Annotated in this window: 1 protein-coding gene; it reads left to right on the top strand. The window is 73.6% G+C overall.

Translation table 11 applies throughout. The features are described 5' to 3' along the window. Positions 1-6 precede the first annotated feature (6 nt). Positions 7-17826 (top strand): non-ribosomal peptide synthase/polyketide synthase (locus K8612_RS33155; RefSeq protein WP_223765170.1); only part of this gene is annotated, 17820 nt, incomplete at its 3' end.

Genomic DNA, 17826 nt, shown 5'->3' with positions numbered 1-17826 from the left:
CATCTCATGACACCGGTACTCACGGCGCAGGACATCCAGGCCTGGTTGACGGCGCGGCTCGCCGAAAGACTGGGGCTGCCCCCGGAACAGATCGACCTGAGGGAGGCCTTCGCCGGCTACGGCCTGGGCTCGGCGGAGGCGGTCATCCTGTCGGGCGACCTGTCCCGCTGGCTCGGCCGTCCGCTGTCCCCCACGGTGCTCTGGGAGCACCCCACCCCCCTGGCGCTGGCCGCGTTCCTGGCCGGCGCCGCCGTGGCCCCGCCCGAAGCCGCGCCCCAGGCCGCCGTCGAGTCGGAGCCCATCGCGGTGATTGGCCTGGGCTGCCGCTTTCCCGGCGCGGACTCCCCGGAGGCCTTCTGGGAGCTGCTGGTGAACGGGACGGACGCCATCACGGAGGTGCCCGCCGAGCGCTGGGACCTGGGCGAGTTCTATGATCCGGACCCCACCCGCCCGGGCCGGATGAGCACGCGCTGGGGTGGCTTCCTCCGGGACGTCGACCGCTTCGACCCCGGGTTCTTCGGCATCTCGCCGCGCGAGGCCATCCGGTTGGATCCGCAGCAGCGGCTGCTGCTCGAGGTGGTGTGGGAGGCCCTGGAGGACGCAGGGCAGCCGGTGGAGCGGCTCGCGGGCACGCGCACGGGGGTCTTCATCGGCATCTCCAACAGCGACTACGGGCGCATGCAGTTGGATGACCCGCTGCTGGGCGATGCGTACGTGGGCACGGGCAGCGCGCTGAGCATCGCGGCCAACCGCATCTCCTATCAGTTCGACCTGCGCGGCCCGAGCCTCGCGGTGGACACCGCCTGCTCCTCGTCGCTGGTGGCCGTCCACCTGGCCTGCCAGAGCGTGCTGCGCGGCGAGTCCACGCTGGCGGTCGTCGGCGGCGTGAACCTGCTGCTGTCTCCCGCCGTGACGGTGAACTTCACCAAGGCCGGCTTCATGGCCCCGGACGGGCGCTGCAAGGCGTTCGACGCCGGGGCGAACGGCTACGTGCGGGGCGAGGGCGCGGGCGTCGTCGTGCTCAAGCGGCTGTCCCGGGCGCTCGCGGATGGCGATGCCATCCACGCCGTCATCCGGGGCAGCGCCGTCACCCAGGACGGCCGGAGCAACGGCCTGACCGCGCCCAACCGCCAGGCCCAGGAGGCCGTGCTGCGCGAGGCCCACCGGAGCGCGGGCACCGTGCCCGGCGCGGTCCAGTACGTCGAAGCGCATGGCACCGGCACGTCGCTGGGAGACACCATCGAGTTGGAGGCGCTCGGGAGCGTGGCCTCCGTGGGCCGCGAGCCCGGCCGGCCCTGCCGCGTCGGCAGCGTCAAGACGAACATCGGGCACCTGGAGGCCGCCGCCGGCATCGCCGGGCTCATCAAGGTCGTCCTGTCGCTCAAGCACCGCCGGCTGCCGCCCAGCCTGCACTTCCAGACGCCCAACCCCCTCATCCCCTTCGACCGGCTGGCCCTGGCGGTGCAGACGGAGGCCACCCCGTGGCCGAGGGCGGACGCGGCCCTGCTCGCGGGCGTCAGCTCGTTTGGCTTTGGCGGCACCAACGCGCACGTCGTGCTCGACGCGCCACCGTCCGCGCCGGCCTCCGAGGCGACGTCGCCGGAGCACCGGGACGCCACGGACGCAGCGCGGCTGCTCACCGTGTCCGCCCGGGACGCCGCCGCGCTGGAGTCCCTGGCCCGGGACTACCGCGAGCTGCTGACGCGAACCCCGGAGGCGCCCTCCCTCTCCGACGTCGCCTCCACCGCCGCACGGCGCCGCGGCCAGCATGACCACCGGCTGGCGCTCGTCGCCCGGGGGAACGCCGAGGCCGCGGGGCTGCTGGAGTCCTTCACCCGGGGCGAGCCCCGGACGGGGCTCTTCTCGGGGCCCCGTCGCGCGAGCCGTCCCCGGGTGGTGTTCGTCTTCCCGGGGCAGGGTTCGCAGTGGGCCGGCATGGGCCGGGAGCTGTTCGCGTCCGAGCCCGTGTTCCGCGAAGCCGTGGAGCGGTGCGAGACCGCGCTCCAGGCCCACGTCGACTGGTCGCTCGTGGAGGTGCTGACGGGAGGCCCGGCGGCCACGCGGCTCCACGAAATCGACGTCCTCCAGCCGGTCCTGTTCGCGGTGGAGGTCGCGCTCGCGGCGCTGTGGCGCTCCTGGGGCGTGGAGCCGGACGCCGTCGTGGGCCACAGCATGGGTGAGGTGGCCGCGACGTACGTGGCCGGGGGCCTGTCGCTGGAGGACGCGGCGCGGATCATCTGCGTGCGCAGCCAGTTGCTCCTGCGCCTGCGGGGCCAGGGCGCCATGCTCGCGGTGGAGCTGTCCGCGGAGCAGGCCACCGCGCTCATCGCGGGCATGGAGGATCGCGTCTCCGTGGGGGTGAGCAACGGCCCCCGCTCCACCGTGCTCTCCGGGGCGCCGGACACGCTCCGGGAGCTGCGGACGAAGCTGGAGCGCGAGCATGTCTTCTGCCGCGAGGTGAAGGTCGACGTCGCCTCGCACAGCCCCCAGGTGGAGCCGCTGCGCGCGGAGCTGCTGGACGCGCTCGACGCGGTGGAGCCTCGCACGCCCACGCTGACGTTCTTCTCCACGGTGGAGCGCGAGGGCGAGCCGTACCTGGATGCGCACTACTGGTGGTGGAACCTGCGGCAGCCGGTGCGCTTCGCGGAGGCCGTGGCCGACCTGCTGGCCCAGGGCTACGACACCTTCATCGAGGTGAGCCCCCACCCCATCCTCGCCATGCCCCTGGCGGAGAGCATCGCGCTCAAGGGCGGCGACATCGCGGTGCTGCCGTCCCTGCGCCGCGACGAGGACGCGCGCACGGTGTTGCTCGGCGCCCTGGGCGCGTTCTACGTGCGTGGAGGCGCCCCCCGGTGGGAGCGGGTGCATCCCCGGACTCCGCCCGTCCCGCTGCCGCGCCACCCCTGGCGGCGGGAGCGATACTGGCTGCCGGCGCAGGCGCCCTCCCGCACGCGGACCGCGCGGCGCTCGCCAGCGGAGGTGGCGCTGGAGGCAGGCCAGCGTCAGGCGGCCCAGGCCCCGCTGGATCTGGCGCTCCATGCGCAGCCAGACACCCGCCGGCGGCTGGACGCCCTCACGCAGGGCTTCATCGTGGCGGCCCTGCGAGCGCTGGGAGCCTTCCGTCAGTCCGGCGAGCACGTCACGCTCGAAGGGCTGGAGACCGCGCACGGCGTGGCGCCGCGCTATCGCAAGCTCATGTCGCGGTGGCTGCGCCGCCTGGTGGACGCGAGGCTGCTGGAGCCGCACGGTGACGCGTTCGTCGCCCGCCTGGCGCTGCCCGAGCCCTCCGTCGGCACGCTCGTGGCGGAGGCGCGCACGCACTGCGCGGGCCTTGGCTTCCTCGTGGACTACCTCCAGCGCTGTGGCGAGCAGTTGCCCGGCGTCCTGCGCGGAGCGGTGGATCCGCTGGAGCTGATGTTCCCGGGCGGCTCCCTGGCCACGGCCGAGGGGCTGTACCAGACGTCCGCCATCGCCCGGTACTACAACGCCATCGTCCGGTCCGTCGTGGAGTCCGTGCCGCGCGTCCTGCCGGGCCCCGTGCAGATCCTGGAGATTGGCGCGGGCACGGGCGGCACGTCCGCCACGCTGCTGCCCGCCCTGTCGGACCTGGGCGTGACGTACTGGTTCACGGACGTGTCGGAGTTCTTCTTCGCCCGGGCCGCCGAGCGCTTCGCCGCGCATCCATTCGTGCGCTACGGCGTGCTCGACATCGAGAGGGAACCCCGGACGCAGGGCTTCGCCCCCGGCGGCTTCCAGCTCATCGTGGCCTCCAACGTGCTGCACGCCACGCGCGACCTGCGGGAGACCCTGGAGCACGTCCGGTCGCTGCTCGCGCCAGGGGGCGTGCTCGTCCTCTGGGAGGTGACGCACCCGCAGCCGTGGTTCGACATCTCCTTCGGCCTCATCGAAGGGTGGTCCCGGCACGAGGACGCCTGGCGCGAGGACCAACCGCTGCTGCCCGCCACGCGCTGGACGGAGCTGCTGCGCACCCAGGGCTTCGTGGACGTCCAGGCCTTCCCGCCCCCGGGCTCGCCCGCGGAGGTGCTGGAGCAGCACGTCGTCGTCGCGGCGCTGCCGGACGGCCCCGCCCGGCGGGCGCCCGCGGACGTGCCGGACGTGGAGCCCGAGGCCTGGACGGCGGCGCGGGAGGCCGTGCTGCCCGTGGGCGTGCCCCCGCTCGTGGCGCTCCAGAACGCGGCCACTCCCGGTGAACGCGCGGAGCTGCTCGCCCAGGGCGTCACGGGACAGGTCGCCGCCGTGCTGCGCCTGCCTCCGGCGCGCGTGGAGCTGGGCAAGCCGCTCAACCGGCTGGGGCTCGACTCCCTCATGGGGCTCGAGCTGAAGAACCGCATCGAGCGGACCTGGTCCCTGAAGCTGCCCCTCGCGGAGATCTTCCTCGCGGAGGGCGTCACGGACCTCGCGGGCCGCGTGCTCGCGCGCTGGAACGCCGACCACGCCGTGGAGGCCGCCGCCGTCGCCGAGGGGATTCCGCGCGGAAGCGAGGCGCTGGGAGAGGCGCCGCTGTCGCACGCCCAGGAGCTCATCTGGATCAACACCCAGTTGGAGCCCGAGCAGGCCTTCTACAACGTGCCCTACGCGGTGCACTTCGACGGGCCGCTGGACGTCCCCCGGCTGGAGGCGAGCCTCGCCGCCCTGCTGCGCCGGCATGAGGTTCTTCGCACGACCTTCCACTCGCGCGAGGGCCACGCGTATCAGGTCATCCCACCGGCCACCGACTTCCGCCTGCCCGTCGTGGCGCTGCGCGGATCCACCTCCGAGGCGCGCGCCATGGAGGCGGAGCAGGTGCTGGCCCGGGAGGTGGGGCGGCGCTTCGACCTGGACCGCTCCGCCCTGCGCGCCTGCCTCCTTCCCCTGGCGGAGGACCGGCACGTGCTGCTGCTCGTGCTGCACCACCTGGTGGTGGACGGCTGGTCGGGCGCCCTGCTCATGCGGGAGCTGGGAGCGCTGTATCGCGCGGGGGGCGACAGCGGCGCCGCGGCCCTGGACGCGCTCCCGGTGCGCTACGCGGACTTCGCCGTCTGGGAGCGGGCGCGCCTCACGCGCGAGGCGCTCTCGGACTCCCTGGCGTACTGGCGCGAGACGCTCGCGGGCGCGCCCCCGTCCGTGGACCTGCCCACGGACCTGCCCCGGCCCTCACGGCGCGGCTTCCGCGGGGCCCTGCACTCGGAGACGCTGCCCGCGGCGCTCGCCGCGGAGGTGCGCGAGTGGGCCTGGCAGGAGGGCGCCACGCCCTTCATGGTCCTCAAGGCGGCGCTGGACGTGCTGCTGTACCGCTGGACGGGGCAGACGGACCTGGTCGTCGGGACCGTCGTGGCGAACCGGGGCCGGTCGGAGCTGGAACCGCTGGTGGGCAACTTCATCAACTTCCTGCCCCTGCGCACGCGCCTGTCCGGGGACGACACGGCGCGCTCGCTGCTGGAGCGGGTGAAGGCGTCCGTGCTGGAGGCCTCCACGCACCAGGACTGTCCCTTCGCCGCCATCGTCGAAGCGGCCCGGCCCCAGCGCACCGGCGGCCCGTCGCCCCTCTACAACGTGGCGCTGCTCTTCCATGCGTTCGACCTCCCCGGCGACGAGTGCTTCGCCGGCACCGGGCTGCGCACGCGGTTCGAGCTGGTCCACAACCGGTCCTCCGCGCTCGACCTGCGCTTCGTGGTGACCGAGCTGCCGGAGGGGCTGCGGTTCGAGTGCGAGTACGACCCCGACCTCTTCAGGCCCGACACCGTGAGCCGGTGGATGGGCCACTACCGCACGCTGCTGGAGGGGCTGTGCGCCGAACCCGGCGTCACCCTGGCGCGCGCACCGCTCCTCACGGCCCCCGAGCGGCACCAGCTCCTGCGCGAGTGGAACGACACGCGCGTGGAGTTCCCCCAGGACACCTGCCTGCATGAGCTGATCTCGCGGCAGGCGGCGCGCGCTCCGGACGCCGTGGCCGTCGCGTTCGAGGAGGCGACGCTCACCTACGCGCAGGTGGAGGCGCGGGCGCACCAGCTCGCGCACCGGCTGCGCCGGATGGGCGTGGGCCCCGAGGTCCGGGTCGGGGTCTGCCTGGAGCGCTCGCTGGAGCTGGTGGTGGCGCTGCTGGGCGTGCTCAAGGCGGGCGGCGCCTACGTGCCGCTGGACCCCGAGTACCCCGCCGAGCGGCTCGGGTGGATGCTGGAGGATGCCCGGGCCCCGGTGGTCCTCACGCATTCGCGGCATGCGAAGACGCTGCCCGTGGGCGAGGCGGCGGTGCTGTGCCTGGACACCGAGGCAGCGGCGATCGCGCGGGAACCCACCCACGCCCCGGAGACCGGGGTGACCCCCGACCATCTGGCCTACGTCATCTTCACGTCCGGCTCCACGGGGCGCCCCAAGGGCGCGATGAACACCCACGGCGCCATCGTCAACCGGCTGGTGTGGATGCAGCGGGCCTATGGGCTGGGCCCCTCGGACGTCGTCGTCCAGAAGACGCCCTTCGGGTTCGACGTGTCGGTCTGGGAGTTCTTCTGGCCGCTCATGACGGGCGCGCGGCTGGTGGTGGCGCGGCCCGGGGGACACCGCGACGCCGGCTATCTGGCCTCGCTGGTGGCGCGCGAGCGCGTCACCACGATGCACTTCGTGCCCTCGATGCTGGGCGCCTTCCTGGAGGCCCCGGGCCTGGAGGCATGCACGGCGCTCACCCGCGTCCTGTGCAGCGGCGAAGCCCTGCCCGCGGAGCTCCAGGCCCGCTTCTTCGCGCGGTGGGCCACCTGCGCCCTGCACAACCTGTACGGCCCCACCGAGGCGGCCGTGGACGTCACCGCGTGGGAGTGCCAGCGGGGCGACTCCCGGCTCGCGGTGCCCATCGGGCGGCCCATCTCCAACGCCGGCATCTACCTGCTCGACGGTGAGCTGCAGCCGGTCCCCGTGGGCGTCGCGGGCGAGCTGTTCATCGCCGGCACGCCGGTGGGGCGCGGCTACCTGGGACGGCCGGACCTGACGGCGGAGCGCTTCATCCCGGACCTCCATGCGGCCACGCCCGGCGCCCGCATGTACCGCACGGGGGACCTGGCCCGCTTCCATCCGGACGGAGCCATCGAGTTCCTGGGCCGCTTGGATCATCAGGTGAAGATCCGCGGCTTCCGCATCGAACCGGGCGAGGTGCAGGCGCTGCTCGCGCGGCAGCCCGCGGTCCAGGAGTGCGTGGTGCTGGCCCGCGAGGACGTCCCGGGCGACAAGCGCCTCGTCGCGTACGTGGTGCCGCATCCGGCCCCCGCGTGGGACGAAGGGGCGGCCCGGGGCGCGCTGGGGGCGCTGCTGCCGGAGTACATGGTGCCGTCGGCCTTCGTCACACTCCCGGCCCTGCCGCTCACCCCCAACGGGAAGCTGGATCGCAAGGCGCTGCCCGCTCCAGCCCGGGGCATCCCCGCGTCGGGCGCGGCGACCCAGCGTCCGCTCACGGCGGTGGAGGCGCGGATCGCCGCGACGTGGGCGGACGTGCTGGGCCACGAACGCGTGGGCCCCTCGGACGACTTCTTCGCGCTCGGCGGCCATTCGCTGCTCGCCACCCGCGTCATCTCCCGCCTGCGCGCGGCCTTCTCCGTGGAACTCGCGGTGCGCGACCTGTTCGAGGCGACGACCGTGGAGCGGCTGGCCGCCCGTGTCTCGGCCGCGCTCGCCAGCACCCCGGGGGTCCCCCAGGCTCCGCCGCTCGTGCCCGCGGCCGGCGCGGACGCCGGACGCCTGTCCTTCTCCCAGCAGCGGATGTGGTTCCTGGCCCAGTTGGAGCCGGACAACCCGTTCTACAACCTGCCCGCCCTCGTCCGGTTGGAGGGCGCGCTGGACGCCGAAGCGCTGGTGCGGAGCTTGCGCGAGGTGGTCCGCCGGCACCGGGTGCTGCGGACCACGTTCCCCCAGCGGGAGGGACACCCGGCCCTGCACGTCCTGGAGTCGCCGCTCACCGTGGAGCGGAGGGACCTGCGCGCGCTCGCGCCCGAGGCGCGTGAAGCGGAGGCCCTGCGCTTCGCCACCGCGGAGTCGCGGCGGCCCTTCGACCTGGCCGAGGGTCCCCTGCTGCGGGCCCACCTGCTGCAAGTGGAGGACACGCGGCACCTGCTCCTCCTGGTGATGCACCACATCGTCGCGGACGGAGCGTCCATGGCCGTGCTGGTGCGCGAGCTCATGGCGCTCTACCCCGCGTTCAGCGCCGGCAGCCCGTCCCCCCTCCCCGAGCTCCGCCTCCAGTTCTCGGACTTCGCCGCCTGGCAGCGGCGGTGGATGGACGGGGACGCGCTCGCGGCGGTGCTGGGCTGGTGGCGTGAGCGGCTCACGGGGGCGCCCCGGGTGCTGGACCTCCCCATGGCCCGCGCCCGTCCCGCCGTGCAGCGCTACCGGGGCGCGCGCCAGCCGGTCCACCTGCCACTCGCGACGACGCGGGCCCTGGTGGAGCTGGGCCGCGACACGGGGACCACCCTCTTCATGACGCTGCTCGCGGGGTTCCAGACCCTGCTGCACCGCTACTCGGGCGCCACCGACGTGGTGGTCGGCTCCCCCGTCGCGAACCGCGACCCCGTGGAGGTGGAGGAGCTGATCGGCTTCTTCGCCAACGTCCTCGCGCTGCGCACGGACCTGTCCGGGGAGCCATCCTTCCGGGAGCTGCTCGCGCGCGTCCGCGAGGTGACGCTGGGCGCCTACGCGCATCAGGCCGTCCCCTTCGAGAAGCTGGTGGAGGAGCTGCGCGTCCCCCGCGGCTTGAGCCACGCGCCCCTCTTCCAGGTCCTCTTCGCGTTACAGGGCACGCCGGTGCCGGAGCAGGCGCTGCCGGGCCTGCGCCTGACACCGGTGGAGGTGGAGCCCGGCACCGCGCGATACGACTTGACGCTGACGCTCGAGGAGGGTCCCCAGGGGCTGCACGGCAGCCTGGAGTACGACACGGACCTCTTCGACGCGCCGACCGCCGGGCGCATGGTGCGCCACCTGGAGCGGCTGCTCGAAGGGGCCGCGCGCACCCCCGACGCACGCATCGGCCTGCTGCCGCTGCTCCCCGAGGCAGAGCGTCACCAGGTGCTGCGCGAGTGGAACGCCACGCGCAGGGAGTCCTCAGTAGGGTGCGTGCACGAGCGGATCTCCGCCCAGGCCGCGCGGACCCCGGACGCCCTGGCGGTGATCACTCCGGAGGCCACGCTCACGTATTCGGCGCTGGAGCGCGGCGCCAACCAGCTCGCGCACCACCTGCGGTCGCTGGGTGTCGGGCCCGAGGTCCGCGTGGGCCTCTGCCTGGACCGCTCGGTGGAGCTCGTCGTGGCGCTGCTGGGCGTGCTCAAGGCCGGAGGGGCCTACGTGCCCCTGGACGCGGCCTTCCCGGCCTCGCGCCTGGCTCAGATGGTGGAGGACGCGCGGCCGACGGTCCTCCTCACGCGCACGGCCCTGCGCGACGCCGTGGATGCCGGTGACGCGGCCGTGGTCTGCCTGGACGCCGCCACGGACCTGCTGCGGACGCTGCCCGCCACTCCGCCGAGGGTCGGGCTTTCGCCCGAGCATCCCGCGTACGTGCTGTACACCTCCGGCTCCACGGGACGCCCCAAGGGCGTGCAGGTGACGCACGGGGGCTTGAGCAACTTCCTGGACGCCATGCTGCACGAGCCCGGCATGGGTGACGGGGACGTGCTGCTCGCGGTCACCACGCTCTCCTTCGACATCGCGGGCCTGGAGCTCTACCTGCCGCTGCTGGCCGGCGCGCGGCTGGTGCTGGTGTCTCGCGAGGTGGCGGTGGACGGCACGCGGCTCGCGGACGCGCTGCCGCGCCACGGCGCCACCGTCATGCAGGCCACCCCCGCGACGTGGCGGCTGCTGCTCGCGAGCGGCTGGAGCGGGAAGGCCGACCTGCGCGTACTGTGCGGAGGCGAGGCCCTGCCGCGAGACCTCGCGGCCACGCTGCGAGCGGCGACGGCCGGCGTCTGGAACCTCTACGGTCCCACCGAGACGACCATCTGGTCCTCCGTCCACCGGGTGGAAGACACGCGGGCGGACATCCCCATCGGGAGGCCCATCGCCAACACCACGTTCTACCTCTTGGACGCGGCGCTCCAGCCCGTCCCGGTGGGCGTCCCGGGGGAGCTGTACATCGGCGGCGCCGGGCTCGCGCGCGGCTACCTGGACCGGGCCGACCTGACGGCCGCTGTCTTCACGCCGGATCCCTTCAGCGACGCACCGGGCGCGCGGCTCTACCGCACCGGCGACCTGGCCCGGTGGAGGGCGGACGGAACCGTCGACTATCTGGGCCGGAGGGATCAGCAGGTGAAGGTGCGCGGGCACCGGATCGAACCGGGTGACATCGAGGCCGCGCTCACGCGCCACGAAGGCGTGCGCGCGGCGGTCGTCGTCGTGCGCGAGGACGTCGCCGGAGAGAAGCGGCTGGTGGCCTACGTCACCGTGAGCGGTGAGCCGCCCACGCCCGCCGGCTTCCGGGATCACCTCCGCGCCCTGCTGCCGGAGTACATGGTGCCGTCGGCCTTCGTGGTCCTGGACGCGCTGCCGCTGACCCCCAACGGCAAGGTCGACCGCAAGGCGCTGCCAGCCCCGGGACCGCTCCAGCCCGCCGCGGGCCTCGTCGCGCCCCGCACGCCCACCGAGCAACGGCTCGCCAGGCTCTGGGCCGAAGTCCTCCGCCTGGAGCACCTGGACGTCACCGCGAGCTTCTTCGAGCTGGGAGGCGACTCCATCCAGGGCGTGCTGCTCATCGCCCGCGCGAACCAGGCCGGGCTGCCGCTCACCGTCCGCCAGCTCTTCGAGCACCAGACCGTGGCCGCCCTGGCCCAGGTCATCGACGGCGCGCCCGCGCCGGAGTCCCCCACCGCGTTGGAGGAGCCGGCCGCGTTCTCCAGCCTCGCTCCGGCGATCCAGGACTGGCTGCGGGCCCGCATGCCCACGGCGGAGGACGCCTTCACGCTCACGCCGCTCCAGGAGGGCATGCTCTTCCATGCGCTGAACGCTCCGGCGCAAGGGGCGTACTTCCAGCAACTCCACTGCACGGTGGAGGGGGAGCTGGAAGCGGACGCGTTCGCGCGGGCCTGGCAGCACGTGGTCCAGCGCCACGCCGTGCTGCGCACGTCCTTCCACTGGGAGGCCGTGGAGCACCCCGTCCAGGTGGTCCACCGGGAGGCCACCGTCCCCGTCGAACACCTCGACTGGAGCACCCTGCCCGCCCCCGAGCAGGCCTCGCGGCTCGCGTCGTACCTCGAAGCGGATCAGGCCCGGGGGTTCACGCTCGACAGCGCGCCCCTGATGCGGGTGGCCTTGCTCCAGACCGGGGCGCGGAGGTGGACGCTGGTCTGGAGCTACCACCACCTGCTGCTCGATGGCTGGTCCGCCGCGCGCGTGGTCCACGAGGTGGCGATGGCGCAGGCGGCGCTCCTCCAGGGGGAGCCCCCGCCGAGCCCGCCGTCCCGGCCCTACCGCGCCTATCTGGACTGGTTGCGACGCCAGGACCTCGCGGCGCCGGAGTCCTTCTGGCGCCGGACCCTGGCGCCCTTCACCGCGCCCACGGCCCTGCCCCGCTCGGGCCCGGAAGCCCCCGGTATTGCCTCCCCCCACCGGGAGCACCAGACCCGACTTCCGGCCGAGGTGACCGGACAGCTCCAGGCCCGGGCCCGGCGTCACCACCTCACGCTCAACACGCTGGTCCAGGGGGCCTGGGCCCTGCTGCTGGCCCGTTACAGCGGTGAGCGGCGGGTCCTGTTCGGCGCCACCACCGCGGCCCGTCCCGCGGAGCTCCCCGGCGCCGACACGATGGTCGGCCTGTTCATCAACACGCTGCCGGTGCCCGTGACGGTGGACGAACACGCGCCGGTGGACGCGTGGCTCAGGGCCCTCCAGCAGCAGCAGTCCGAGGCCCGCCAGCACGAGCACGCCCCGCTGGCGCGCATCCAGGGGTGGAGCGCGCTGCCGCGCGGCCAGGCGCTGTTCGACACGCTGCTCGTGTACGAGAACTATCCGCTGGAGCACGCGCTGGAGGATCCGGCGCTCGGCCTTCGGATCAGCGACGTCCACACCCTCGAGCGCACCGGCTACCCGCTGACGGTGGTGGCCGTGCCCGGCCCGGACCTCGCCTTCCGCTTCCTGTACGACGCCCGCGACATGGACGACGCCACGGTGGCGCGGCTCGCGGAGCACCTGGGGACGATCCTCTCCACCCTGCTCGCACTGCCGGAAGGACGCGTGGGCGACGTGACGCTCCTGTCCGAGCAGGAGCGTCATCGCCTGCTCGTCGATTGGAGTGAGGGCCCGGCGACCTTCCACGGCGGCGCCAACGTTCCATCCCTGTTCGCGGCGCGGGTCGCGGCCACGCCGGACGCGGTGGCCGTCGTGCGCGATGGCGAGCCCCTGACGTATGGCGCCCTGGAGGCCCGCGCGAACCGGCTGGCGCACCACCTGCGCGGGCTCGGTGTCGGCCCCGACGTCAAGGTGGGGGTGTGCGTCGAGCGCTCGTTCGAGCTGGTGGTGGCGCTGCTGGGCATCCTGAAGGCCGGGGGCGCCTACGTGCCGCTCGATCCGGAGTACCCCCGCGAGCGACTCGCCTTCATGCTGGAGGACTGTCAGCCACGGGTCGTGGTGACACGGGCGCGGCTGGCCGACGCGCTTCCCCCGGCCTCCGGGCACCGCGTGTTGCTGGACGCGGAGGAAGCCGCGTGGACCCGGCACCCCGCCACCCCTCCGGAGGTGCGCCTCTCCGATGAGCACCTGGCCTACGTGCTGTACACGTCAGGCAGCACCGGCCGGCCCAAGGGCGTGCAGGTGACCCACGCGGCCATCGTGCGGCTGGTGCACCAGGTGGACTACGTCCGGCTGGGCCCAGCGGAGCGGGTGCTCCACTTCGCGCCCCTGGCCTTCGACGCGTCGACGTTCGAGCTGTGGGGACCGCTGCTGACCGGAGGACGGCTGGTGCTGGCCCCTCCCGGAGCCCTCTCCCTGGAGGCGCTGGGCCGGGTCATCACCCAGGAAGGCGTCACCACCCTGTGGCTCACCGCGGGCCTGTTCCATCAGGTGGTGGAGCACGCCCCGGAGATGCTGCGCGGCGTGCGCCAGCTCCTCGCGGGCGGCGACGTGTTGTCGGCGTCCCATGTCCAGCGCGTGCTGGCGTTGCATCCGGACTGCCAGGTCATCAACGGCTATGGCCCCACGGAGGTGACGACCTTCGCCACCACGCACGCGGTCTCGCGCTCAGAGGACGCGCGGGCCCCGGTGCCCATCGGGAGGCCCATCGCGGGGACGCGGGTGCGGGTGCTTGCCCCGGACGGCGCCCCCGTTCCCGTTGGCATCGCGGGAGAGTTGTTCCTCGGCGGAGCGGGGCTCGCGCGCGGCTACCAGGGCCGGCCGGAGCTGACGGCGGAGCGCTTCGTTCCGGATCCGTTCTCCCCGGAGCCGGGCGCGCGGCTGTACCGCACCGGCGACCTCGTGCGCTGGACCGAGGGGGGCCGGCTGGAGTTCCTGGGCCGCGTCGACCACCAGGTCAAGGTGCGGGGCTACCGCATCGAGCCCGGAGAGATTGAAGCCCTCCTGCGCCAGCACCCGGACGTGCGCGAAGCCGCCGTCGTGGTGCGCGAGGACCGTCCGGGAGACAAGCGCCTCACCGGCTATGTGTCGTGGCGGGGAGACCGGCCGCCGGAGCCCAGGGCGCTCCACGACTTCCTGCGGGCGCGCCTCCCGGAGTTCATGTGCCCCACGGCCTTCGGCGTGCTCGCGGAGCTGCCGCTCACGCCCAACGGCAAGGTGGACCGCCGGGCCCTTCCGCGCCTGGACGGTGGAGGCCTGGAGCGGAGCGCGCCGCACGTCGCGCCCCGGGACCCACTGGAAGCCTCGCTGGCGGCGCTCTGGGCGGACGTGCTGGGCCTGGAGCGGGTGGACGTCGAGGACAACTTCTTCGAGCTGGGGGGCCACTCGCTGCTAGCGCTCCGGCTGATCGCGCGCGTGCGCCAGGTCTTCCAGCGCGACGTGCCGCTGGCGGCCCTCTTCGAGTCATCCACCGTGGCGGCCCTGGCCCGGCGGCTGGCCGACACGCCGTCGTCCGGGGATGGGCGCGACCCGAGCCCCATCCCGCGCCGGAACAGCGCCGTGCCGCCGCCGCTGTCCTTCGCCCAGGAGCGACTGTGGTTCCTGCACCAGTTGGAGCCCACCTCCTCCACGTACACCCTCCGCGCGGCGGTCCGGCTGACGGGCACGCTCGACGTGACCGCGCTGGAGCGGAGCCTCGATGAAGTCCTGCGGCGGCACGAAGCGCTGCGCACGACGTTCGTGCGGACCGAAGCGGGGCCCGTCCAGGTCATCGCGCCCCCGAGCCGGCTGTCGCTGCCCGTCGTCGACCTGGGCCACCTCGCGCCGTCCGCGCGCGAAGCCGGTGCACGGGAGCGCGCGTTCGCCGAGCACCTGCGCCCGTTCGATCTGGAGCAGGGCCCGCTGGTGCGCGCGACGTTGCTGCGCCTGACGGCGGACGACCACGTGCTGTTGCTGCCCATGCATCACAGCGTGTCGGATGGCGCGTCCCTTGGCGTGCTGCTCCACGAGGTGGGCAGGCTTTACGAGGCCTTCCGCTCCGGTGCGCCCTCGCCGCTGCCCGAGCTTCCCCTCCAGTACGGAGACTACGCGGCGTGGCAGCGAGAGCAGGAGCGCGGCCCGGTGCTGGAGGTCCCGCTGTCCTGGTGGGTACGCCAGCTCGAAGGCGCCCCCACCGTGCTGGAGCTGCCCACCGACCATCCCCGGCCCCAGGTGCGCAACGGTCACGGCGCCGTGCACGCCGTCGCCTTCCCGGCGTCCCTGACGGGCGCGCTGAACGCGCTCGCCCTGCGCGAGGACAGCACCCTGTTCATGGTGCTGCTCGCGGCGTTCGAGACGCTGCTGGCCCGCTACTCCGGCCAGGAGACACTGCTGGTGGGAACCCCGGTGGCGGGCCGCTCGAGGGAGGAGCTGGAGCCGCTCATCGGCATGTTCGTCAACACGCTCGTCCTCCGGGCCGACCTGACGGGCGATCCCTCCTTCCGGGAGCTGCTGGGCCGCGTCCGGAAGACGGCGCTGGAGGCGTACGCGCACCAGGAGGTCCCCTTCGAGAAGGTGGTGGAGGCGCTCCAACCCGCGAGGGATCCAAGCCGGACCCCCTTGTTCCAGGTGATGTTCGCCTACCAGGACACGCGCTCGCGTCCGCTCGTGCTGACGGGGCTGGAGCTGCGCGCGTTCGAAGTGGAGGCCCGCGGCTCGGCCTTCGACCTGACGCTGTCGCTCGCCCAGGGCCCGGACGGACTGACGGGAGAGCTCGAGTACGACAGTGACCTCTTCGAGGCGCGGACGGTGGCCCGGATGGTGGGCCATCTGGGAGTGCTGCTCGAAGCGGTCGTGGCAACGCCGGACGTGCCCGTCTCCGCGCTGCCGCTCCTCGCGGCGGATGAGCGCCACAGGATGCTGGTCGAGTGGAACCAGCCGCGCGCCTCGCTGCGAGAAGGCGTCTGCCTGCACACGCTGTTCGAGGAGCAGGCCGCGCGGACGCCCGACGCCACCGCGCTCGTCTTCGAGGACACGGCGCTGACGTACGCGGCGCTGGAGTGGCGCGCCAACCAGCTCGCGCACCGGCTGGTGGCGCTGGGCATCGGCCCGGACGTGCCGGTCGGCCTCTGCATGGAGCGCTCCCTGGAGGTCGTCGTCGCGATCCTCGGGACGCTCAAGGCCGGAGGTGCCTTCGTTCCGCTCGACCCGGCCCATCCGAGGGAGCGCCTGGCGACGTTGATCGCCAACGCCTCCATCCCGCTCGTGCTCACCCACCCGGCCACGGCCGCGACGGCGCGCGACGTCGCGGCCCGGGTGCTGCACCTGGGGCCAGACGGAGCGGAGCTCGCTTCGGAGCCCGGGGTGCCGCCCGCGAGCGCCGTGGAGTCACGGCACCTCGCGTACCTGCTCTACACGTCCGGCTCCACGGGCGTCCCCAAGGGCGTGATGATCTCCCATGGGGCCATCGCCAACCGGTTGCACTGGGAGCGCCAGCGCCATCCGCTCGCGCCGGGAGACGCGGTGTTGCAGTCCGCGGCGCTGACCTTCGATGCCTCGGTCTGGGAGGTCTTCGCGCCGCTGGTGAGCGGGGCCCGGCTGGTGCTGGCCCGTCCCGGGGAGCACCGCGATCCGGCCTACCTCGTGAAGCTGCTCGCGGAGCAGCGCATCACCACCGCGGGCTTCGTGCCGTCCATGCTGCGGGTGCTGCTGGAAACGCCCGGCATCGAAGCTTGCCGTCCCACGCTGCGCCACCTCCAGTGCGGAGGCGAGGCCCTGAGCAGCGACCTGCGGGAGCGGTTCTTCGAGAAGCTCGGCGACACGCAGTTGCACAACTTCTACGGCCCCACCGAAGCGACCATCGACACCACCTCCTGGACCTGCGGGCCCGGAGATGAACGCCGGGTCGTTCCCATCGGGCACCCGGTGGCGAACCTGCGGGTGTTCCTGCTGGATGCGAGGAGGGAGCCAGTCCCGGTGGGGGTCGCGGGGGAGCTGTACGTCGGAGGCCCGGGGCTCGCGCGAGGCTATCTGGGACGGCCGGACCTCACGGCGGAGCGCTTCGTTCCGGATCCGTTCGCGCTGGAGCCGGGAGCCCGGCTGTACCGGACGGGAGATCTCGCGCGCTACCGGGCGGACGGCGCCATCGAGTTCCTGGGCCGGATGGATCACCAGGTGAAGCTGCGCGGCTTCCGCATCGAGCTGGGAGAAATCGAAGCGGCGCTGCGCCAGGTGCCCGGCGTCGTCGACGCGGCGGTGGTGCTGCACACGCTGACGCCCGGCGAGAAGCGACTGGTGGCCTACCTCGCCAGCCACGAGGCACCGCCCGACGCCGCGGCGCTGCGCGCGTTCCTCCGGGGACGGCTGCCGGGCTACATGATCCCCGCGGCCTTCGTCGCGAGGGAGCAACTCCCCCGCCTGTCGAGCGGGAAGCTCGACCCGCGCGCGTTGCCCGCGCCGGTCTGGGACACGGAAGAAGCGTCCGTGGAGGACTCCGGCCCTCGCGGGCAGGTGGAGGAGGTCATCGCCAGCAGCTTCGCTCGGCTGTTGGGGCGCAAGCGCGTGGGCGTGCACGAGGACTTCTTCACGCTCGGAGGTCACTCGCTGCTGGCCACCCAGGTGGTCTCCGAGCTGCGCTCGGCGCTCGGCGTCGAGCTGCCCCTGCGAACGTTCTTCGAAGCCCCCACCGTCGCGGGGCTGGCGCTACGCGTGGAGGCCGTGAGGGGAGAGCACCCGAAGCCGCCGCCCATCCTGGCCGTGTCTCGTGAAGTCCCCCTGCCCGCGTCCTTCGCGCAGGCGCGACTCTGGCTCGAACACCAGATGAATCCGGAGGCGGCCCGCTACCACCTGCCGACCCTGGTGCGACTCAGTGGAGCGCTGAAGGAGGAAGCGCTGCGGCTGGCATTGGAGGGGCTGGTGCACCGGCACGAAGCCCTGCGCACGGTGTTCGCGCCGGGCGAGGATGGCCCCTTGCAGCAGGTGCTCTCCGCGAGCCCACTGCCCGTGGCCACGCTCAGCGTGGAGGCCCTGCCCCCAGAAGCCCGCGAAGCCGAAGCGCTGCGTCTGGCGCGCCAGGAAGCCCAGCGCCCCTTCGACCTGGCCAAGGGGCCTCTGGTGCGCGCGCTGCTGGTGCGCCTGGGGCCGGACGACGCGGTGCTCCTGCTGGTGCTCCACCACATCGTCACTGACGGCTGGTCCATGGGCGTGCTGGTGCGCGAGCTGGGCGCCCTCTACGCCGCGCACATCTCCGGCCAGCCTCCGGCCCTGCCCCCGCTGCCCGTGCAGTACGCCGACTACGCCCAATGGCAGCGCCAGTGGTTG

Source organism: Corallococcus sp. AS-1-6 (genome assembly GCF_020037015.1).
Taxonomy (GTDB): domain Bacteria; phylum Myxococcota; class Myxococcia; order Myxococcales; family Myxococcaceae; genus Corallococcus.
Note: the sequence above shows the minus strand (reverse complement) of the source record. Positions and strands in the feature narration are given on the sequence as shown.